We start from the raw sequence: 19,409 nt of genomic DNA, 5'->3' as shown, positions 1-19,409 counted from the left end.
GCGACCGCAAACTGGGAGGTCAACGATGCGCAGCCAGAGGAACAGCGAGAGACAGGGGGCGAACATCCTGTTCATAGCCGCCATTTTGCTCGCTTGCCTCCTGCTTTGCACGCAGTCTTCCGGCCTCAAGCTGGTCATCGACAGTGGTGTGATCTCTGTTGAGATGAAGCTTGCCTTCCTCGAAATGACGTTCGATTTCGGACAGCTGCGTTCGAAAACGAACAGTCTTCTGGTGATCGTCGGATGAGCATCGTCCGCATGCAACGCCAGGCACAGTCCGACGGAGCCGTCAGCGGCAGCGGCATGGACCGCGTCGTCGAGCGCAAGCGTCTGCCGCTCGAGCTCAAGATCGCGGCCGGTGTCGGCGCGGTGCTGCTCGTCGCGGGCAGCTTCTACTGGTTCGCACCGCGCGGCGACAGCCAGACGGTCGCGGCCGGGCGCTTGACCGTCTCGGACGTGCGCAGCGGTACGTTCGATGACTTCATTCCTCTGCGCGCGCGCGTCACGCCGCTGCTCACCGTCTATATCGATGCGGTCGAGGGCGGCCGGGTCGAGGAGATGCTGGTCGAGGATGGCGCGACCGTCGTCAAGGGCCAGCTCATCGCCGTCCTCTCCAATGCCGAGCTGCAGCTCTCGACGCTCGCCCGTCAGACCGAGGTCGAGCAGCAGATCAACAATATGCGCAGTCAGGAGCTGTCGCTCGCGCAGACCCGCCTCTCCAACGAGCGCGCGGTACTGGAGGCCGAGCTCGCCCTGCAGAAGGTGCAGCGCCAATATGAGCGCGAGCGCCCGCTGGCCGATCAGGGCTTCGTCTCGGGCAAGCAGTTCGCCGACACGCGCGACGAGCTGGCCTATCAGCAGCGCCGGCTCGCGGCGATCCGCCGCGGTCAGGCGACGGACGCGCGCCTGCAGGGCAGTCAGCTCTCGCAGCAGCAGCAGGCAGCGCAGTCGATGCAGTCCGGCCTTGGCATCGCGCGCGCCAATCTCGAGGCGCTCAATCTGCGCGCGCCGGTCGCGGGGCAGCTATCCGGCTTCTCGGTGCAGGTCGGCCAGTCGCTCCAGCGCGGCGAGCGTGTCGGGCAGATCGACAGCCCCGGCCGCAACAAGCTGATCGCCGGGGTCGACGAATATTATCTCGGCCGCGTGCAGCTCAAGCAGAAGGCGGAGGTCGACGTCGGCGGCAAGCGCTATTTCGGGCGGGTCACCAAAATCTACCCGCAAGTGCAGAACGGCCAGTTCCAGGTCGATCTCCAGTTCACCGGCGAGGAACCCAAGGAGTTGCAGCGCGGCCAGACGCTGTCTGCGCGCCTGACCCTGGGCGACTCCTCGCCCGCCAAGCTTGTTCCGAACGGCGCCTTCTTCAATGAGACCGGCGGCTCGTGGATCTTCGTGGTCGCGCCCGATGGAAAGACGGCGGTAAAACGCCAGGTGCGTCTCGGCCGCCGCAATACCGACTGGATCGAAGTGCTCGACGGGCTGGATCCCGGCGAGCGCGTGATCACCAGCCCCTATACCGGTTTCGCCGACAAGGACCGGCTCGACCTCAGCAAGACAGACCAGTGAAAGGCACTTGAATATGCTCCAGATGCGTAATCTTTCGCGGGTCTACCGCACCGACACGGTCGAGACGACCGCGCTCGATTCCATTGATCTCGACATCGTGAGCGGCGAGTTCGTCGCGATCATGGGGCCTTCGGGCTGCGGCAAGTCGACCCTGCTCAACCTCATCGGCATGCTCGATAGCCCGAGCAGTGGTTCTTATGTGTTCAACGGTCAGGAAGTGGCCGGCCTTTCCGAAGGACAGCTGTCGCAGACCCGCAAGGAGAATATCGGTTTCATCTTCCAGAGCTTCAATCTGGTCGATGAGCTCTCGGTCCGTGAGAATGTCGAGCTGGCTTTGCTCTATCACAACGTGTCGGCCGCCGAGCGCCGCAGCCGCGCCGACGAGGTGATGGACCGCGTCGGCATCGCGCACCGCGCCAAACATCGGCCGAGCCAGCTTTCCGGCGGTCAGCAACAGCGCGTCGCGGTGGCGCGCGCGCTGGTCGCGAGCCCCAAGCTCATCCTTGCGGACGAGCCCACCGGCAACCTGGACACGCAGCATGGCGAGGAAGTCATGCACATGCTCCAGCAGCTCAATGCCGATGGATCGACCATCGTCATGGTGACGCACTCGCCCGCGCATGCCGACTATGCCACGCGCGTGGTCAACATGCTCGACGGACGCATTTTGCAGGAGCGGCGCCGGGCTGCCTGAGGCAGCAGAGCCGTTCCTGCTGCCGGGCCTGTCGAAGTCCGCCTTCCTCCGAAATCCCTTGCTCGGAAGCAGATCGGACCTTCGGCAGGCTCGGCCAGAACGATTGATGGACTGACGCACGGCGACAAGCCCGGGTTCAGGGAGAAAGACTATGTGGCGTAACTATCTTGTGGTCGGGCTGCGGGCGCTGATGAAGAACCGCACCTACGCCTTCATCAACATTCTCGGCCTGGCGATCGGCATGGCCGCCTGCCTCATGATCCTGCTCTTCGTTCGGTACGAGCGAGGCTATGATGCCTGGCTGCCGGACAATGACCGGATTTACCAGTTCCAGAGCGACTTCCAGAGCCGCACCTCTTCCGACAGCTTCCAGAATCAGGGCGTGCCTTATGCAAGCAAGGCGGCGTTGCTCAAGGACTTTCCGCAGATCGAGAGTGCGACCTATTTCGGCGGCGGCATACGTGTCACGATCCTCAAGGACGACCGGGCCCTCTCGCCGGAGGACGCGAAGCTGGTCGATAGTCCGTTCTTCGATGTCTTGCCGCTGCCTATGGCTCGGGGCGATCATCGCGCACTCGTCAAGCCGGGGACGGTGGCGCTGAGCGAAAGCGAGGCAGTGCGTCTGTTCGGCACGACCGACGTGATCGACCGCAAGCTGACCGCCTCCGTAATGGGGGTGAAGTCGGATTATCGCATCACGGGAGTGTTCAAGGATATTCCCAAGAACTCGCATATCGCTCTCAATCTGCTGCTACGCGCGGATTTTCCGAGCCTCTATGCGCAAGGGCGCAACGATGACTTCCTCACTGCCTGGGGCTGGACCGCCGGCTGGGTCTACGTGAAGCTGCGTCCCGGCGCTGACGTCGCCACCCTGAACCGTCAGTTCGACGCATGGAAGAAGCGCAACATTCCCGACGAGTTCGACAACGGGCGCCGCTACAATCAGGGCGACACCCGCACATTCCGCATGGTCAACGTGCGGGACGTCCATCTCGGCAAGGCGCAGGGATCGGCGATGACTCCCGGCAACGACGCAACAACGATCGCGACCTTCTCGATCATCGCGCTGCTCATCCTTGCCATGGCCTGTATCAATTTCACCAATCTTGCCACCGCCCGCGCCGGTCAGCGCGCGCGGGAAGTGGCGCTGCGCAAGGTGCTAGGCGCCTCGCGCAGGCAGTTGATCGGCCAATTTCTCAGTGAGTCGGTTCTGCTGACGGCGATCGCGATGCTGATTGCGCTCTCGCTGGCGGAACTCGCACTGCCCTGGTTCGCGCGCTTCCTCGATGCCGATCTCTCACTCAGCTACTTTGGCAGCGATGGCCTGATCCTGCCGATTCTCGGTCTGGTGTTGATCGTCGGTGCGGTTGGGGGCCTCTATCCCGCCTTCTATCTCTCGCGCTTCCAGCCGGCGCGCGTCCTCAAGGCCAACAAGTCTGCGGCGGATGCAGAAGGGTCGGGCCGGCTGCGCAGCGTGCTGGTCGTTACCCAGTTTGCGGTTTCGATCGGTCTGCTGGTCTGCACCGCGGTGATCTATGGTCAGACGCTCTACGCACGCTCGATCGATCCGGGTTATGATCGCAACGGCCTCATCCAGGTCAGCCGCGTGACTGCGCGCGCCTTCAGCGGACGCCAGGATGCCTTGCTGCGGCAGATCGAAGCATTGCCCGGCATCGAACGCGCTGGCCGCACCGGCATGGGCGTCAACACGGGCAATCAGTCGAGCACGTCCGTGACCCGCGCCGGCCACCCCGATCCGATCGACATTGGCGTCTATGGCGTGGACGACGGCTATTTCGCGACCATGGGCATTCGCACCGTGACGGGCCGCGTGTTCGAGCGCGGCCGCCTCATGGACGATGCGACCACGCCCGACCCGGAAGATCTGGCTGCGGAGCGTGCGCTGGCGGCACGTGGCGCGAACATCGTCATCAATGAAGCGGGTGTGAAGCGGCTCGGCTTCGCCAGCGCCCAGGAAGCGCTCGGTAAGGTGCTGACCTACGGCGTCGAACCGCGCTTTGGTCAGTCGATGAACCTGACGATCATCGGTGTGGTGAGCGATTCTCGCTTCCGTGGCATCGACACGCCGGTCGAACCGATCATGTTCTTCCACAATACCAACACCGCCTTCTGGCTCGTTGCCCGCTATACGGGCGATCCGGCCGCGGCCAGGGCAGGCATCGAGCGTGTGTGGCGCAGCTTCAGCACCGAGGTGCCGTTCGATGGCGAGTTCAGCGATGAGATCATGGCGCGGACCTACAAGCGCATCGATGCTCGGGCGCAGATGTTCGGCGTCTTCGCGCTGCTTGCCATCGTGATCGCCTGCCTCGGGCTGTTTGGTTTGGCGGCCTTCACGGCCGAGCGGCGGACCAAGGAGATCGGCATCCGCAAGGTGCTGGGGGCGCGGACGCTCGACATCGTGAAGCTGCTGGTCTGGCAGTTCTCCAAGCCGGTCGTCATCGCCAACCTGATCGCCTGGCCGGTCGCCTGGTGGGTGATGCGCGACTGGCTCAACGGCTTCGACGCGCAGATCCCGCTCAACCCCATCCCCTTCCTCGGGGCCGGGCTGCTGGCGCTGGGCATCGCGGTCGCCACGATCAGCGCGCATGCGATCCGCGTGGCCCGCGAGAATCCGATCAAGGCGCTGCGCTACGAGTGAGCGCGGCGCCTCCCGGCCCCGCCCTCAGACGTCGAGATTGGCGACGTTGAGGGCGTTGTCCTGAATGAACTCGCGGCGGGGCTCCACCACATCGCCCATGAGGCGCGTGAAGATCTCGTCGGCGACGTCGGCCTGCTCGATCTCGACGCGCAGCATCGAGCGGTTGTCGGGATCGAGCGTGGTTTCCCAGAGCTGCTCGGCATTCATCTCGCCAAGGCCCTTGTAGCGCTGGATCGATAGGCCCTTGCGCCCCGTGGCCAGCACAGCATCGAGCAGTTCGGACGGGCGCGTGACGAGCGCGCCGCGGCTCGCAGCCGGGCTCGTCGCGGCGGGCAGCTCCTCGCCGTCCTCGTCGGTCTCGGCAGCGGCTTCGGCCTGCTGCTGCGATGCGATGTTGCGTGCCGACAGGAGCCGGCTTGCCGTCGCATAGGCATCGGCCTGCTCGCGGGCGAGGGCATCGAGCTTGCGGGCCTCGGCCGAGGTCAGGAAGGCACCCTCGACGATGTGATGATCGGTCACGCCGCGCACCAGCCGCTCGAGATGATAACCGCCCTCGGCTGACATTTTGCCGCTCCAGCTGCTTTCGCTGTCCACCGAATCCAGCCAGGCGCCCGTGCGGGCAATGGCCTCGGCGCGGCGCTCGGGCGTCAGATCGGGCGCGAGGGCACCGGCGAGCGCCAGCGCCTCGACGATGCCGCCATCATAGCGGCGCGGCACATAGCGCATGAGCGCGCGCATGCGGCGGGCATGATCGATGAGACCACGCAGGTCCGCACCGGTGCGGGCGCCCGCGCTCGTCTCCAGCACCATCGTGTCGACACCGGCATCGACCAGATACTGATCGAGCGCCGCCTCGTCCTTGAGATAGACCTCGCTGCGGCCCTTGGCGGCCTTATAGAGCGGCGGCTGGGCGATATAGAGATGCCCCGCCTCGATGATCTGCGGCATCTGGCGATAGAAGAAGGTGAGCAGCAAGGTGCGGATATGCGCGCCGTCGACGTCGGCGTCGGTCATGATCACGATCTTGTGATAGCGCAGCTTCTCCAGATTGAAGTCGTCGCGGATGCCGGTGCCCATCGCCTGGATGAGCGTGCCGATCTCGCGGCTGCCGAGCATGCGATCGAACCGCGCGCGCTCGACGTTCAGGATCTTGCCGCGCAGGGGCAGGATCGCCTGATTGTGCCGGTTGCGGCCATTCTTGGCCGAGCCGCCGGCCGAGTCACCCTCGACCAGGAACAGTTCCGACTTCGCCGGGTCCTTCTCCTGGCAGTCGGCGAGCTTGCCGGGCAGGGACGCGATGGTCATCGATCCCTTGCGGGTCATCTCGCGCGCCTTCTTGGCCGCTTCGCGCGCCGCGGCGGCATCGACCACCTTCTGGATGATCGCGCGGGCGTGCCCCGGATTTTCCTCCAGCCACTCCGCCATCTTGTCGGCCATCAGGCTTTCGAGCGGCTGGCGCACTTCGGATGAGACCAGCTTGTCCTTGGTCTGGCTGCTGAACTTGGGATCGGGCAGCTTGACCGAGACGATGGCGGTAAGGCCCTCGCGCATGTCCTCGCCGGTGAGGGAGACCTTCTCCTTCTTCAGCGTGCCCGACTTCTCGGCATAATTGTTGAGCGTGCGGGTCAGCGCGGCACGGAAGGCCGCGAGATGCGTGCCGCCGTCGCGCTGCGGGATGTTGTTCGTGAAGCAGAGGACATTCTCGTAATAAGAGTCGTTCCACTCCAGCGCGACGTCGATGCCGATGCCGTCGCGATCGGCCGAGATGGCGATCGGATCGGGCATGAGCGACGCCTTGTTGCGGTCGAGATATTTGACGAAGGCCGCGATGCCGCCCTCGTAGAACAGGTCGTGCTCCTTGATTTCCTCATGCCGCGTGTCGCGCAGCAGGATGCGGACGCCCGAGTTCAGGAACGCGAGTTCGCGATAGCGATGCTCCAACTTTTCGAAGTCGAAGTCGGTCACGTTCTTGAACGTGTCGGTCGAGGCGAGGAAGGTGACGCGCGTGCCATTCTTGGGCTTGCCGTCGATGACGGGCGCATCGCCGCGCACGATCAGCGGGTTCTCCGCGTCGCCATGGCGGAAGCGCATCCAGTGCTCCTTGCCCTCGCGCCAGATGGTGAGCTCCAGCCATTCCGAAAGCGCGTTCACCACCGAGACGCCTACGCCGTGCAGGCCGCCGGACACCTTGTAGGCATTGTCCTCGCTCGTGTTCTCGAACTTACCGCCGGCGTGGAGCTGAGTCATGATGACCTCGGCGGCGGAGACGCCTTCCTCGGCATGGATGCCGGTCGGGATGCCGCGGCCATTATCCTCGACGGAGACGGAGCCGTCCGGATTGAGCTCGATCAGGACGAGATCGCAATGACCGGCGAGCGCCTCGTCGATCGCATTGTCGCTGACCTCGAACACCATATGGTGCAGGCCCGAGCCGTCGTCCGTATCGCCGATATACATGCCGGGGCGCTTGCGCACGGCATCGAGGCCCTTCAGCACCTTGATGCTGTCCGCGCCATACTCGTTTTCGTTCTGCTGGGGGGCCGTGTTCGGCGTCTCGTCCGTCATAGCGAGTATATAGGAACAGGGTGCCGGAAACGGAAGCGAAATGCACCACGGTGCGGCATTTTGGGCGGTCTGTTCGTTGCTCTCCGGCGTAAGATTCTTACGAAGGTTCTGAAAGTTCGGGGGTCGGCCCGAATCTTTTTCGGAGTTCGACTCGGTTTCGGGTTTCGGGCGCATGGTCCGGGGCTGCCATGGGGGCAGGGCTGTAGGACAGGGGAAATTTTGGTGGGAGCGTCGTTCCGGACGGATGCGGTCTCAGACGATCAACGCAGTGCCGGCGCGCGTCGGGCGGTCCACTCGGCGAGGATCGCAAACAGCGTGGCCAGCAGGAGGACCGTGATGCCGAGCGGCACGGAGGCGGATCCGCTCCATCCGAAGACCCATATCCAGTCGATCACCGTCCCGAGCCACGACAGCCAGAGCAGCGGCCGCGCCCATCTGGCCAGCATCGCCAGGCCGATCGATCCTGCGACGCCAGCGAAGACGCCGACCGCGAAGCAGGCGGTCACTGCCGCCGGCATCGTCACCTCGCCCGCCGGTGGACCACCGATGCTGATGACGCCGACATGGGCGAGATAATTGAGAACGCCGATGGCATTCCAGAGCGTGGCAAGGACGCCGACGGCGCGTACCCATTTGAGACCGGTCATCTCTGTCCCCTCTCTGAAGGGCCTCTGTACCACAGGGTTGGAGGAAGGGGTGCGAAAAAGGGCGCCATCCCGAGGGAATGCCCATCGACTCCGTCTCAGGAACAGGAGGCCGCGAGCGCGATTTTCGCTCATGGCCGGTTCAGGCGTTGTGCGCTATCATGACGTCAATAATCGAGACATGCATGAGGAGTAAGGTCATGCGTACCCTATCTGCCATCGTGGCCGGCGTCGCTCTGCTCGGCGCGATGCCTGTGATTGCCAAGGGCGAGGATTGGCGGGCGGCGCGTGCGGCGAAGGCCGAGGCGAAGCTTGCCAAGAAGCTCGAAGGACGGGTTGCGGGAACGCCGGTGCGGTGCATCAGCCTGCAGACAATCCGCTCCAGCACGGTTATCGACGGGAAGGCCATCATCTATGATGCCGGCAACGTGATCTACGTCAACATACCGGCCAATGGCGCCTCGACGCTGGACGACGACGATATCCTGGTGACCAACACGACGGGGTCGCAGCTTTGCGATCTCGACATCGTGCGGCTGGTGGACCGGTCCTCGCACTTCCAGACCGGCTTTGTGAGCCTCGACAAGTTCGTGCCGTACAGGAAGGTGAGCGTCGCCGCGTCGAATTGAGGGGAGCAATCTCCTCCTTCCTCCCTGTGAGAGGAGGTCGCAGCGCGTAGCGCTGACGGAGGGGTGTTACCCCTCCGATAGCTGGATACCCCTCCACCGTCTTCGACGGTCCCCCTCCCCTTGCAGGGGAGGATTTGCGGGTCAGGCCGCGTTCCTGGCCTTCTTGCCCTGCTCGTAGCGCTCGATCGCCTCGATCGTGACGCGCGCGGCTTCGGCGGCGTTGCCCCAGGTGCCGACGCGGACCCACTTGTCCGCCTCGAGGTCCTTATAGTGGGTGAAGAAATGCTCGATCTGCGCGAACACGATGTCGGGCAGGTCCTCTTTCTCCAGCACGTTGGAATAATAAGGGAAAGTCTTGTCGTCCGGGACGCAGATCAGCTTCTCGTCGCCGCCATGCTCGTCTTCCAGGTTCAGCACAGCAATCGGCCGGGCGCGCACAACGCAGCCGGGCACGAAGGGCGAGCGCGCGACGACCAGCGCGTCGAGCGGGTCGCCGTCGGGCGAGAGCGTGTGCGGCACGAAACCGTAATTGGCCGGATAGCGCATCGGCGTGTGCAGGATACGATCGACGAACAGGGCGCCCGAAGCCTTGTCGAACTCATATTTGACGGGTTCGCCGCCGGTCGGCACCTCGATGATGACATTGAGGCTTTCCGGCGGATTTTCGCCGACGGGAATGAGATCGATGTTCATGATTGTCTCACAGCAAAAGGTTAGCCCACGGGAGCCTCGCTCGTCCGCTCCATGAGCAGACGATCCAGACTCGATTCTCCCTCTCCCTGTTTTTCGAGCCGCGGATAGCGGAGCCCGCCCGAATAATCGAGAGAGATCGTGCTGTATCGTTTGTCTTGCTTGACGATGAGTGAAAGCGGGGCGCGCTTCTCCGCGGTCGCGCGGAGCGCCGAGCGCCACAGATCGGCCGAATATTCGACGCCGTTGACGGCCACGATGCGGTGGCCGATCGCGAAGCCGGCCTTGAAGGCGGGGCTGTCCCACACGACGGTCTGGACCAGGCCGTCATTGCCCACGACCATGCCGACGCCGAAGCTCTGATCGACATATTTGCCGGTCGCCTCGGTTGCGGCGACAGCGCGGTTGCGTGCGGGACCATAGACCAGCCGGTAGCCGCCGAGGGTGATACCGGCCTTGGTCACTTCCTGAGTGGTGCGGTCGATCCGCTCGCGCAGGAAGGCGTCCCAGCCATAAGCGACGACGCTGTTCAGCGTATCGACAATGTCCTGCCGGCCGTAAGTGAGGACGCCCCAGTCGCGATCGTTCATGCCGAAGAAGGCGCTGGCGAAATCGTCGAGGCTTTTCGTGCCGTTGGTCTCGCGGCGGATGATCGCATCGGCCTCCAGCCAGATCATCAGGCCTTCATTATAATAGTCCTCCGAGCGCTGCCAGCTCGACCAGCCCTTGGGCCTGCGCGCGGCGACGATGGGGTCGTGTGTCGTGTCGTCGAGCGGGCGCCACTGGCGGCCCTTGGTATTGTCGAGCCGCGCGGCGATCGCGGCGAGATTGTCGAGCGTCTCCTCCTTGCTCAGCATACCCGAGCGGGCGGAGAGGACATAGCCCCAGAACTGCGTCTGGCCTTCGTAGAGCCAGAGCAGATCGTCCTGCATCGGCGTCGCGAAGTCCGGCGTCCAGAGCAGCTCCGGTCTGCGATATTTGCCGTTCCAGCTATGCGTGAACTCGTGCGCGAGCAGATCGCGATCGCCGATCGCGGCGTCCCAGCGGGTGAAATAGCCGGGGTCTACGCCATTCTCGCTCTCGCGATGATGCTCGAGGCCGATGCCCCCCAGAGTGTCCGAGATGGACAGCAGAAAGTCGTAATGGTCGTAGTGCCGCGCGCCGAACAGGGCGACGGCCTGCGCAACCATCTTGCGGTGGATGGCGATCTGCTCGGGCGTCGCCTGCAGCTCCTCGGGGTTGTCGGCGAAGACGTTCAGATTGACATCCGGTGCCAGTTCGATCGTGCGGCTGTAGCGGCCCGCGAAGATGGGGGAATCGACCAGCGTGTCGTAATCGGTCGCCTCGTAAGTGACCGTGCTACCGCTGTGCGTGCCGCGCAGGGCCGTGGCCGCTTTCCACTCGTCCGGCAGCTTGACGCTCGCCTGGATCGGGAGGCGGCGCGTATAATAGCCGGCCGGATAGAGCGAGACGCTCGGAAACTGGAGATTGAGCAGGCTGTCGGTGAGGATGATGCGGCCCTGATTGGACGCGGTGGGCGCGAGGAACTGGAAAGTCGCGACGATTTCCTTCGTCCCGGCGGGGACGGAGAGATGGAAGGCATAGACGTCTAGCGGGTCGCGGTCCCAGGCGAGCGGCTTGCCGTCCGCGGTGAAGGCGAGGCCGGCGAGCTTCTCGATCTCGCCGCGCGGAGCATGCTTGCCGGGCAGCCACTCGGGGAACAGCAGAGTGAGCGGGCCGCTGCCGGCGACGGGAATGGTTTGGCGCACGCGCAGGATTCGGCGGACCGTGTCGGTCGCGTCGACCTCCAGCCGCATCGTCCCGCCGGCCCAGGCGATGTCGCGCGCCTCGGGCACGGTGCGCACCACCGGGAGCGCGCTGGGCGCCGAGCGTGGCGGCGGGGCAGGCGCTGCAACGGGATCAGTCGCCGAAACCTGCGCAGCGGCCAGGCCGGGCAGGAGAGCGAGGGAGAACAGGCCGGTCAGGGCCATGCGCGAAAGGCGGTGTCTTTTCGAGAAATGCATCCTCCAAACATGGCGGGATTGGCGAGCCGCGTCCAGTGACCGGTTTCGTCCTGTGGCGAGCAGGGCGCTCTCGCGATCTGGTTTCGCGCGGTCGAACGCGCTAGGATGATAAGCAAGGCAATGATCCCGCCCCGGCAAGGTTCGCGGCGGACAGGGCACGAGGAGAGAGACATGCATATCGGACTGGCAAGCGGCTTCGCGCATCAGCGCGGCAAGGGATATCCCGACCAGCAGTTCGTGCAGGAGGAGGTGGAGAACCTCGTCCTCGCCGAGGAACTCGGGTTCGACTCGGTCTGGATCACCGAGCATCATTTCTCCGACTACTCGATGTCCAACGATCCGCTGCAGCTGCTTACCTATATCGCCGGGCGGACAAAGCGGGTGAAGCTCGGCACGCAGGTCATCATCGTGCCCTGGCACGACCCGGTGCGGCTGGCCGAGAGCATCATCAATCTCGACATTCTCTCGCGCGGCCGGGCGATCCTCGGTTTCGGCAACGGCCTTGCGCCACATGAGTTCGAAGGGCTGCGGATCGACCAGACCAAATCGCGCGAGCTTTATGCCGAGATTCTCGACATGGTCATCCCGGCGCTGGAGACCGGCGTGATCGAGGGCGACGGCAAGCACATCCAGCAGCCGCGCCGCGAATTGCGCCCGGCGCCGCTCAAGAGCTTCGAGGGCCGAAAATTCTGCGGATCGCTCTCCGGCACGTCGATGCACACGGCCGCACGGCTCGGCTTCGGCAATATGGTGCTGATGCTGCCCCAGCGCGGCAAGGAGATGCCGCCGGACATGTATGCCGGCATCTGGGGCCAGGTGCATGCGGACGGCAGCGCGCCGCCTCCCCCGATGGTCAGCGGCAATTATTATATCGACGAGAGCGCCGACTATGCCGCGGAGCAGGGCCACAAATATCTCGGCAACACGATGCGCGCGGCGATCAGGAACTACAGCCTCGACAAGCCGGGCACCTTCGCGAGCATCAAAGGCTATGAGAGCTACGAGAAGATGACGCTGCAGCCCGACGAGATCGAGCCCTATGTCGACAATTTCGCCAAGGGGGTCGTCACCGGCACGCCGCAGATGATCCTCGACCGGATGTGGGAACTCAAGGAAATCTACAAGCCGCAGGGCTTCTTCCCGCACGTCCATTTCGGCGGCATGCCGCAGAGCGAGGCGGTGAAGAATATCCGTCTGTTCGCCGAGAAGGTGCTGCCGGAAATCAAGAGCTGGCAGGCGGATGCCTCGATCGACGATCGGTTTCTGGAAGCGGCGGAGTAGCGAAGCTTGGTGAGGGGATTTGGCGCAACGCTGCCGCCCCCTCTCCAACTGCGCCTAGCCGCTGCGCGACAAGGCTCCGTATCCTCTCCCCCTGAAGGGGGCGAGGGAAGGTCAGCCGCCGCTGGGATAGCGCTCGAACTTGGGCAGGGCATCGGCCGCATCCATCCAGGCGACGCGCTCCGCGGTCTGGACATGGATCTGCGGCGGGAGCGCCGTGGCGTCGTCCAGCGTCGCAGCCTGGATATCGACGATACCGGGCAGCACGGCCGGATTGCGATAGAAGAGGCCGGTGCCGCAGGTCGGGCAGAAATTGCGGCTGGCATGTTCGGACGAGCGATATTCCTTCGGTTCGCCGGCGATGAGGCGGAACTGCGCCTCGGTGAACGCGGCCCAATGGACGGCTGGCGCGCCAGCGGACTTGCGGCAATCCTTGCAATGGCAGAGCGCCGCATAGACCGGCTCTCCGGAGACGCCGTACCGCACCGCGCCGCATTGGCAGCTGCCTTCGAGTTCCCTGGTCATGACTGCTCTCCTCAAGACTCTGTGAGATGGAACGTATCAGGAACATCGCTGCACGGCAACGTTGTTCCCTTGCGGGATGAATCCCGCTAGAGGCGCTGCCCATGGCGAAGATCCAGACACCCCGGCCCATTCGCGGCACGCAGGACATGCTCGGCGATATGGCGGATCGGTTCACGTATGTGGTCGAGACGTTCGAGCGCGTGCGCAAGCTCTATGGCTTCAAGCGGATCGAAGTGCCGGTGTTCGAGCAGACCTCGGTCTTCTCGCGCTCGCTGGGCGAGACCACGGATGTCGTCTCCAAGGAGATGTACACGTTCGAGGATCGCGGCGGGGATTCGGTGACGCTGCGGCCGGAGTTCACGGCGGGGATCGCTCGCGCCTATATCACCGAGGGCTGGCAGCAGTTCGCGCCGCTCAAGGTGGCGACGCACGGCCCGCTGTTTCGCTACGAGCGGCCGCAAAAGGGGCGCTATCGCCAGTTCCACCAGATCGATGCCGAGATCATCGGCGCGGCCGAGCCGCTGGCCGATGCGGAGTTGCTGATCCTCGCGGATCAGTTGCTCAAGGAACTGGGCATCAGCGAGGGCGTGACCCTGACGCTTAACACGCTGGGCGACAGCGCGACACGCGATGCCTGGCGCGAAGCCTTGGTGGCGCATTTCGAGGGGCATCGCGGCGATCTCTCGGAAGAGAGCCAGGAGCGGCTGCTCAAGAACCCGCTGCGCATCCTCGACAGCAAGGACCCGCGCGACCGGCCGATCGCCGACGCGGCGCCGGAGATCGACGCTTATATGTCGAGCGAAGCCGGCGCCTTCTTCGAGGGTGTGACCAAGGCGCTCGACGCGGCCAGTGTCGCCTGGACGCGCAATCCGCATCTGGTGCGCGGGCTGGATTATTATCGGCACACGGCCTTCGAGTTCGTGACCGACCGGCTGGGCGCGCAGGGCACAGTGCTGGGCGGCGGGCGCTATGACGGGCTGATCGAGGCGCTGGGCGGCCCGCACACGCCGGCGGTCGGCTGGGCTGCGGGGATCGAGCGGCTGGCGATGCTACTGGATCAGGCGCCGAGCACGACGCTGGACGCGGTTATCGCGGTCGAGGACGATGGCGCGCGGGATCAGGCGATCAAGGCGCTGAACGCGCTGCGTCGCGCGGGTCTCTCGGCGGACATCGTCGCGACCGGCTCGCCGCGCAAGCGCTTCGACAAGGCGGCCAGGATTCCGGCGCGCGTGCTGGTCTCGTTCGTGATGGAGAATGGCAAGCCGCTGGCCAATATCCGCTCCGGGCCGGGGACGCCGCAGCATGATATGGTCACCGCCATTTTTCGCAGCATCGCGCCGTGAGGCATGCTCTTATTTCGAACCCCTCCCTTTCAAGGGAGGGCGCATCAGGTCGGTCATGCCCCCGGCATGACCTAAACAGCGCGGGGCGCTGTTTACCTGATGCTGGGTGGGTGACGCGCGTGAGCGCGTTCTCAGCCCCGCCCGCTGCTTTGATGCCGCTGCGCGGCAACCCCACCCCTTGCACCTCCCCTGAAGGGGAGGGGTTAAAGAAGAAAAGCTGATGGCGGCCATCTCCCCCGACCGGATCGCTGCGATCCTGCGCCGGCAGGAGGAAGTGCAGGCGCAGATGGCGCGGCCGGATCTCGATCCGGCGGAGTTCGTGCGCCTGTCCAAGGATTACGCCGAGCTGGAGCCGGTCGTGAAGGCGGCGGCCGAGGTGGAAGCGCTGCGGGCAGAGCAGGGCGAACTGGAAGCGATGCTTGCCGATCCCGAGATGAAGGCGATGGCGCAGGAAGAGCTGGAAGCGCTGCGTGCGCGTCTGCCCGAAGCCGAGCATGCACTGGCCATCGCGCTGCTGCCCAAGGACGCGGCCGATCAACGCCCGGCGATGCTGGAAATCCGCGCGGGCACCGGTGGGGACGAGGCGGCTCTGTTCGCGGGCGATCTGCTGCGCATGTATCAGCGCTATGCCGAGACGCAGGGCTGGCGGGTCGAGATCATCTCGGCCAGCGCGTCCGAGCAGGGCGGCTTCAAGGAAGTGGTCGCGTCCGTGACCGGCGCCGGTGTGTTCGCGCGGCTCAAGTTCGAGAGCGGGGTGCATCGCGTGCAGCGCGTGCCGGTGACCGAGAGCGGCGGGCGCATCCATACCTCGGCGGCGACGGTCGCGGTGCTGCCGGAAGCCGAGGAGGTCGACGTGCAGATCAACGAGGCGACGGACCTGCGCATCGACGTCTATCGCGCGTCCGGATCGGGCGGGCAGCATGTCAACACGACGGACAGCGCGGTGCGCATCACGCATTTGCCGACCGGCCTCGTGGTGACGCAGCAGGACGAGAAGTCGCAGCACAAGAACAAGGCCAAGGCGCTCAAGGTGCTGCGCACGCGGCTCTACGAAGCGGAGCGCGAGCGCACGCAGAGCGAGCATGCCGGCGCGCGCAAGGCGATGGTCGGATCGGGCGACCGCTCGGAGCGCATCCGCACCTATAATTTCCCGCAGGGGCGGGTGACGGATCATCGCATCAACCTGACCCTGCATCGGCTGCCCGAGATCCTAGAAGGGCCGGGGCTGGACGAGGTGATCGGGGCGCTGGTCGCCGAGGATGAGGCCGCGCGGCTGGCCCAGCTCGATATGGCGGCGTGAGGCGGTTCTTCCTACTTCGTCGCCCCTCCCTTTCAAGGGAGGGGTTGGGGGTGGGTGACACGCGCAGCGTGTTCCTGAAATTTAAGCTTTCGCAGATGCCGCTGCGCGGCAACCCCACCCCTTCCCCCTCCCCTGAAGGAGAGGGGCTTAAGGAAGTAGCGTGACGGAACTCGCCGGCAACGGAATACCGCTCGCCGACTGGCTACGCGATGCGACGGCGCGGCTTGCGAGCGTCGGCGACACGCCACGGCTCGACGCCGAGCTTATCGCGGCGCACGCGCTCGGCCTGCGCCGCGAAGACATGATTCTTGCGCTGCCGTCGCTCCACGCGCCGGAAGCGGCCGACACCCTGCTTGCCCGCCGTCTGGCGCATGAACCGATCGCCTATATTCTCGGCGAGCGCGACTTCTGGACGCTCACGCTCAAGGTCACGCCGGATGTCCTCGTGCCGAGGGCGGACAGTGAGACGCTGATCGATGCGGCGATCAAGCTGTTCGGCCATCGCGCGCCGCCGCGACGCATCCTCGATCTCGGCACCGGGTCCGGCGCGCTGCTGCTGGCGGCGCTCGACATGTGGGGTGAGGCGAGCGGTGTCGGCATCGACAGGTCGGCCGCCGCGATCGCGGTCGCGCGCGAAAATGCCGCCCGATGCGGCATGGCCGATTGCGCGACGTTCCGGCTGGGGGATTGGGGCGCGGGGCTGGACGAGCGCTTTGACCTCATCCTGTGCAACCCGCCCTATATCGCGACGAGCGCAATGTTGCCGCCGGATGTCGCGCGCTATGAGCCGGCAAGCGCCCTGTTTGCCGGGCCGGACGGGCTGGACGACTATCGGACCCTGGCCGGGCAATTGCGTGGGCTGCTGGCGCCGGGCGGCATCGCGATCTTCGAGATCGGCTTCGATCAGGCGGCCAGTGCCGGTGCGCTGTTCGTCGCACAGGGCTTCAGCGTGAAGGTCGCGCGCGATCTGGGCGGCAGGGCGCGGGCGCTGCTCATGAGCGCCGATGACGCGATCGAATCGCATTTCGGGCAGGCCTGAAAGTTCCTTTTTAACCCTTGCATGCGATTTTCTCTTGGTTTGGAGTGCGGGAGCGACTATCTGCGACTTACAGAGCTGCTCCAGTCCCTGCGCATGGCGCCAGGACCAGCGGCCTGCTCCCACAGTTTTGGCGGCGTTCTGAGATGGAGCCGTTGGCCGAAGCGCGGGGCGCAGCGGTCATTCGTGGCCGCTCCGCCATCGAGGTGATTCACGAGCGTTTCAGGCCTTCTCATGGCGAAGGCGCCGAGGTTTTGGTTGAGAGCATAGGGACGAACCTTTGATCAACAATCGTCAGGCCGGTCGCCGTCGCGGCCGGAACAATAACCCCCGCCAGAATGGCGGCGGTGGTGGCAATCGCGGCAATGGAGATTCCGGCAACCGGATCGACAACCGCGCCCGCGGCAATGCGGCGCAGCTGCTCGAAAAATATCGCAACCTCGCGCGTGATGCGCAGATGGCGGGCGATCGGGTGAACGCCGAATATTATTTCCAGTTCGCCGACCATTATTTTCGTGTGCTGGCCGACAATCGCTCACGGCAGGAAGAGCATCAGCAGCGCTTCCGCCGCAACGATGAAGGCGATCAGGACGGCGGCGACGATGCCGATGACATGATCGACACCGGCGACGAGTCGGACGAGTTCGCGCCGCAGCCCCAGCAGCAGTACGAGCAGCGCCCGCGCCGCGACCGTGACAACAACCGCGATCGTGACAATGGTCGCGATCGTGACAGCAGTCGTGGTCGGGGCGAGCGTGCGGATCGCGGCGAGCGTGGCAATGACCGCGGTGGCAACGACCGTGGCGCCAACGACCGTGATCGTGGCGAACGCGGCCAGGATCGGCAGCAGCAGAATTTCGCCAACGACGATAATGACGCCGATGGCGACATCGGCCTGCCGGGCCTTCCGCCCTCGATCGGCCGCATCGAGGTCGATGACGAGCCGGCGCGCAACGCAGCGCCCGAGGAAGTCGTGGAGGCCGCGCCCAAGCCGCGCCGTGGCCGTCGTCCGCGTCAGCCGGAAGCGGCCGAGTAAAAGATACGTCCGCCTTCGGGCGGGCCGAGAAAGCAAGAGCGCGATCCACCGGCGTGGGTCGCGCTCCTTTTCATTTGGGCTTTTGGGAGCGGCTGGGTCGCAGGCTCAAGACAGCCGCCTGTCCGGATGCGAGCGATTGCTGCCTTTAGCCCCTCCTCTTCAGAGGAGGGGCGACAGCGGCCACCTCGCCAATTCACCAACTCAAGCCCTATTCCTCGTCGCCGAGGACGTCCTTGCTGACCCGGTCATCGACTTGATGGTCATGACCCGTTCCGCTGGAAAGGAACATGAGTCCCATCAGCAGGGCCGCCATCATGATGGTCGCCCAGACGCCGGCGACGATCATCACCACGAAGATCCAGGGCACGGGGCCATTGGTCCACCAGATGAGCGCAGCGACGGCGAGACCGGCCGCCAGCGAGAACGCCGCCATCGCCCACAGGATGCTGCGGAAGCGCGACCAGGCGAATTGCGCCTGGTGCGGATCATCGAGGCCGGGTTTGGGCACCATGGACATCGCCATATTGGGGCACTCCGTGCCGATCAACGCCTTTGACGCTTGCCGCGGACAGGCGCATAGTCGCGTCTCCACTCAGGCCGCTCGCCGGTCCGCACACAGATGTCGACCGGCCCGGTTCAATGAGAAGCGGAGGGTAAGATGACGGTCAGCGCATTTGTCAGCGATTCGCGGGGGGCGATCGTATCGGCGAAACGCACGGACAGCGTCGCACATGTTGTCGCATTGCTGGCGGACAAACGCATAGGCTGCGTGCCGATCCTGGAGGACGGGCGGGTGCTCGGCATTTTTTCCGAGCGTGACGTGCTCTACGGACTGGCGCGCGAGGGCGCCTCGCTGCTCGAGCGGCCGGTCGGCGAGGTGATGACGGCGCCGGCGGTGACGATCCCCGGCGACACGCCGATCATCTCAGCGCTTTCCCTGATGACGAAGCGGCGCATCCGCCATCTGCCGATCGTCGAGGGCGGGCGGATGGTCGGGTTCGTCAGCATCGGCGATCTCGTCAAATGGCGCATGGACAAGATCGAATCGGAAGCCGAGGCGATGCGCAGCTACATCCAGAGCGCCTGACGCCGAATCAGGCAGGTCCGGGTCAGGCGGGTTCCGCCTCCGACGCGGGTGGCCTGCGACGGATCACGAGCTCGATCAGCTCGCGGATCGTCTCGCGCGAGACAAGAGCAAGCAGGCCGACAAAGCTGCCGGCGCCGACGGCGACGAGAATGGTGAGGCGAATCGGCGCGGCGAGCGGCGGGAGCAGCGAATCGACTCCCATCACGACCAGCGCCATCGCCGTCGCCGAGATGAAGCCGGGCGCGACGGACGCGGCGAGTGTGCGGAAGCGCAGGCCGATGAGGCCGCCGGCGATGCGCGCGGTGACGAGTGCGAAGGCCGGATAGGCACAGAGCC

18 protein-coding genes and 1 pseudogene (1 of these 19 cut by a window edge) are annotated in these 19,409 nt (G+C 65.1%); 11 read left to right on the top strand and 8 right to left on the bottom strand.

All coding sequences use genetic code 11. The features are described from left to right. The first annotated feature begins 25 nt into the window (after positions 1-25). From KM135_RS06465 to KM135_RS06450, 4 genes are all read left to right on the top strand, one after another. Positions 26-247, top strand: a complete 222-nt coding sequence (locus tag KM135_RS06465; RefSeq protein ID WP_221713169.1) for a hypothetical protein — start codon at positions 26-28, stop codon at positions 245-247. A gap of 11 nt (positions 248-258) precedes the next feature. Then, positions 259-1,563: an efflux RND transporter periplasmic adaptor subunit gene (locus KM135_RS06460; protein WP_246605800.1), complete on the top strand. Its 1,305-nt coding sequence runs from the start codon at positions 259-261 to the stop codon at positions 1,561-1,563. A 13-nt stretch (positions 1,564-1,576) separates the two neighbouring features. Next, positions 1,577-2,257 (top strand): ABC transporter ATP-binding protein, encoded by a 681-nt coding sequence (locus KM135_RS06455; RefSeq protein WP_221713168.1) that lies wholly within the window; start codon positions 1,577-1,579, stop codon positions 2,255-2,257. A gap of 151 nt (positions 2,258-2,408) precedes the next feature. Further along, on the top strand, positions 2,409-4,916 hold the full coding sequence (locus KM135_RS06450; RefSeq protein ID WP_221713167.1) for an ABC transporter permease: 2,508 nt from the start codon (positions 2,409-2,411) through the stop codon (positions 4,914-4,916). Between the two features lie 24 nt (positions 4,917-4,940). Here KM135_RS06450 and gyrB read toward each other — a convergent pair whose 3' ends face one another. Both gyrB and KM135_RS06440 read right to left on the bottom strand, forming a co-directional pair. Beyond that, the gene (gene gyrB, locus KM135_RS06445) at positions 4,941-7,481 is read right to left on the bottom strand and encodes a DNA topoisomerase (ATP-hydrolyzing) subunit B (RefSeq protein ID WP_221713166.1); all 2,541 of its coding nucleotides are present in this window, start codon (positions 7,479-7,481) and stop codon (positions 4,941-4,943) included. A gap of 260 nt (positions 7,482-7,741) precedes the next feature. After that, on the bottom strand, positions 7,742-8,128 hold the full coding sequence (locus tag KM135_RS06440; RefSeq protein ID WP_221713165.1) for a hypothetical protein: 387 nt from the start codon (positions 8,126-8,128) through the stop codon (positions 7,742-7,744). Positions 8,129-8,325: 197 nt separating this feature from the next. On the opposite strand from KM135_RS06440, the gene KM135_RS06435 reads away from it, so the two are divergent. Continuing rightward, positions 8,326-8,754 carry a hypothetical protein gene (locus tag KM135_RS06435; RefSeq protein WP_221713164.1) on the top strand — a complete coding sequence of 143 codons (429 nt, stop codon included), beginning with the start codon at positions 8,326-8,328 and terminating at the stop codon, positions 8,752-8,754. 141 nt (positions 8,755-8,895) lie between these two features. Here the strand turns inward: KM135_RS06435 and ppa are convergent, their stop codons facing one another. Next, complete coding sequence (gene ppa, locus KM135_RS06430; protein WP_221713163.1) at positions 8,896-9,447, bottom strand: inorganic diphosphatase; 552 nt, start codon at positions 9,445-9,447, stop codon at positions 8,896-8,898. Positions 9,448-9,467: 20 nt separating this feature from the next. Beyond that, positions 9,468-11,435 (bottom strand): M61 family metallopeptidase, encoded by a 1,968-nt coding sequence (locus tag KM135_RS06425; RefSeq protein ID WP_221713162.1) that lies wholly within the window; start codon positions 11,433-11,435, stop codon positions 9,468-9,470. Positions 11,436-11,639: 204 nt separating this feature from the next. On the opposite strand from KM135_RS06425, the gene KM135_RS06420 reads away from it, so the two are divergent. Beyond that, the gene (locus KM135_RS06420; protein ID WP_221713161.1) at positions 11,640-12,749 is read left to right on the top strand and encodes an LLM class flavin-dependent oxidoreductase; all 1,110 of its coding nucleotides are present in this window, start codon (positions 11,640-11,642) and stop codon (positions 12,747-12,749) included. Between the two features lie 111 nt (positions 12,750-12,860). Here the strand turns inward: KM135_RS06420 and KM135_RS06415 are convergent, their stop codons facing one another. Continuing rightward, positions 12,861-13,271 (bottom strand): GFA family protein, encoded by a 411-nt coding sequence (locus KM135_RS06415; protein ID WP_221713160.1) that lies wholly within the window; start codon positions 13,269-13,271, stop codon positions 12,861-12,863. Positions 13,272-13,372: 101 nt separating this feature from the next. Between KM135_RS06415 and hisS the strand changes: the two genes are divergently transcribed. The 4 genes and pseudogenes from hisS to KM135_RS19705 all read left to right on the top strand — a co-directional run. Next, entirely contained in the window at positions 13,373-14,614 is a 1,242-nt protein-coding gene (gene hisS, locus KM135_RS06410; RefSeq protein ID WP_221713159.1) for a histidine--tRNA ligase, read from the top strand. A gap of 220 nt (positions 14,615-14,834) precedes the next feature. Next, positions 14,835-15,914 carry a peptide chain release factor 1 gene (prfA, locus tag KM135_RS06405; RefSeq protein WP_221713158.1) on the top strand — a complete coding sequence of 360 codons (1,080 nt, stop codon included), beginning with the start codon at positions 14,835-14,837 and terminating at the stop codon, positions 15,912-15,914. 184 nt (positions 15,915-16,098) lie between these two features. Further along, positions 16,099-16,953, top strand: coding sequence for a peptide chain release factor N(5)-glutamine methyltransferase (gene prmC / locus KM135_RS06400; protein ID WP_221713543.1), 855 nt, complete (start codon positions 16,099-16,101; stop codon positions 16,951-16,953). A gap of 277 nt (positions 16,954-17,230) precedes the next feature. Next, a pseudogene (locus tag KM135_RS19705) lies at positions 17,231-17,428 on the top strand (DUF4167 domain-containing protein); the annotation flags it as partial. Between the two features lie 57 nt (positions 17,429-17,485). Here the strand turns inward: KM135_RS19705 and KM135_RS19700 are convergent. After that, the gene (locus KM135_RS19700) at positions 17,486-18,022 is read right to left on the bottom strand and encodes a hypothetical protein (protein WP_246605858.1); all 537 of its coding nucleotides are present in this window, start codon (positions 18,020-18,022) and stop codon (positions 17,486-17,488) included. Between the two features lie 172 nt (positions 18,023-18,194). Further along, the gene (locus tag KM135_RS06390) at positions 18,195-18,509 is read right to left on the bottom strand and encodes a hypothetical protein (protein ID WP_246605799.1); all 315 of its coding nucleotides are present in this window, start codon (positions 18,507-18,509) and stop codon (positions 18,195-18,197) included. A 135-nt stretch (positions 18,510-18,644) separates the two neighbouring features. Here KM135_RS06390 and KM135_RS06385 point away from each other — a divergent pair, with 135 nt between their 5' ends. Further along, positions 18,645-19,073 (top strand): CBS domain-containing protein, encoded by a 429-nt coding sequence (locus KM135_RS06385; RefSeq protein ID WP_221713156.1) that lies wholly within the window; start codon positions 18,645-18,647, stop codon positions 19,071-19,073. 22 nt (positions 19,074-19,095) lie between these two features. Here KM135_RS06385 and KM135_RS06380 read toward each other — a convergent pair whose 3' ends face one another. Next, a protein-coding gene (locus KM135_RS06380; protein ID WP_221713155.1) for a lipopolysaccharide biosynthesis protein crosses the window boundary here: on the bottom strand, positions 19,096-19,409 show its 3' portion. 1,216 nt of this gene lie beyond the right edge of the window; only the last 314 of its 1,530 coding nucleotides appear in the window; the start codon falls outside the window, past its right edge; its stop codon occupies positions 19,096-19,098.

Source organism: Sphingobium xanthum (assembly GCF_019737615.1).
Classification (GTDB): domain Bacteria; phylum Pseudomonadota; class Alphaproteobacteria; order Sphingomonadales; family Sphingomonadaceae; genus Sphingobium; species Sphingobium xanthum.
This window is presented reverse-complemented; position numbering and strand designations above follow the sequence as displayed.

Excerpts from the sequence above, each read along its gene's own strand:
- KM135_RS06465 (WP_221713169.1), top strand. The coding sequence starts at position 26 with ATGCGCAGCCAGAGGAACAGCGAGAGACAGGGGGCGAACATCCTGTTC.
- KM135_RS06460 (WP_246605800.1), top strand. The coding sequence starts at position 259 with ATGCAACGCCAGGCACAGTCCGACGGAGCCGTCAGCGGCAGCGGCATG.
- KM135_RS06455 (WP_221713168.1), top strand. The coding sequence starts at position 1,577 with ATGCTCCAGATGCGTAATCTTTCGCGGGTCTACCGCACCGACACGGTC.
- KM135_RS06450 (WP_221713167.1), top strand. The coding sequence starts at position 2,409 with ATGTGGCGTAACTATCTTGTGGTCGGGCTGCGGGCGCTGATGAAGAAC.
- gyrB (WP_221713166.1), bottom strand. The coding sequence starts at position 7,481 with ATGACGGACGAGACGCCGAACACGGCCCCCCAGCAGAACGAAAACGAG.
- KM135_RS06440 (WP_221713165.1), bottom strand. The coding sequence starts at position 8,128 with ATGACCGGTCTCAAATGGGTACGCGCCGTCGGCGTCCTTGCCACGCTC.
- KM135_RS06435 (WP_221713164.1), top strand. The coding sequence starts at position 8,326 with ATGCGTACCCTATCTGCCATCGTGGCCGGCGTCGCTCTGCTCGGCGCG.
- ppa (WP_221713163.1), bottom strand. The coding sequence starts at position 9,447 with ATGAACATCGATCTCATTCCCGTCGGCGAAAATCCGCCGGAAAGCCTC.
- KM135_RS06425 (WP_221713162.1), bottom strand. The coding sequence starts at position 11,435 with ATGGCCCTGACCGGCCTGTTCTCCCTCGCTCTCCTGCCCGGCCTGGCC.
- KM135_RS06420 (WP_221713161.1), top strand. The coding sequence starts at position 11,640 with ATGCATATCGGACTGGCAAGCGGCTTCGCGCATCAGCGCGGCAAGGGA.
- KM135_RS06415 (WP_221713160.1), bottom strand. The coding sequence starts at position 13,271 with ATGACCAGGGAACTCGAAGGCAGCTGCCAATGCGGCGCGGTGCGGTAC.
- hisS (WP_221713159.1), top strand. The coding sequence starts at position 13,373 with ATGGCGAAGATCCAGACACCCCGGCCCATTCGCGGCACGCAGGACATG.
- prfA (WP_221713158.1), top strand. The coding sequence starts at position 14,835 with ATGGCGGCCATCTCCCCCGACCGGATCGCTGCGATCCTGCGCCGGCAG.
- KM135_RS06390 (WP_246605799.1), bottom strand. The coding sequence starts at position 18,509 with ATGGCGATGTCCATGGTGCCCAAACCCGGCCTCGATGATCCGCACCAG.
- KM135_RS06385 (WP_221713156.1), top strand. The coding sequence starts at position 18,645 with ATGACGGTCAGCGCATTTGTCAGCGATTCGCGGGGGGCGATCGTATCG.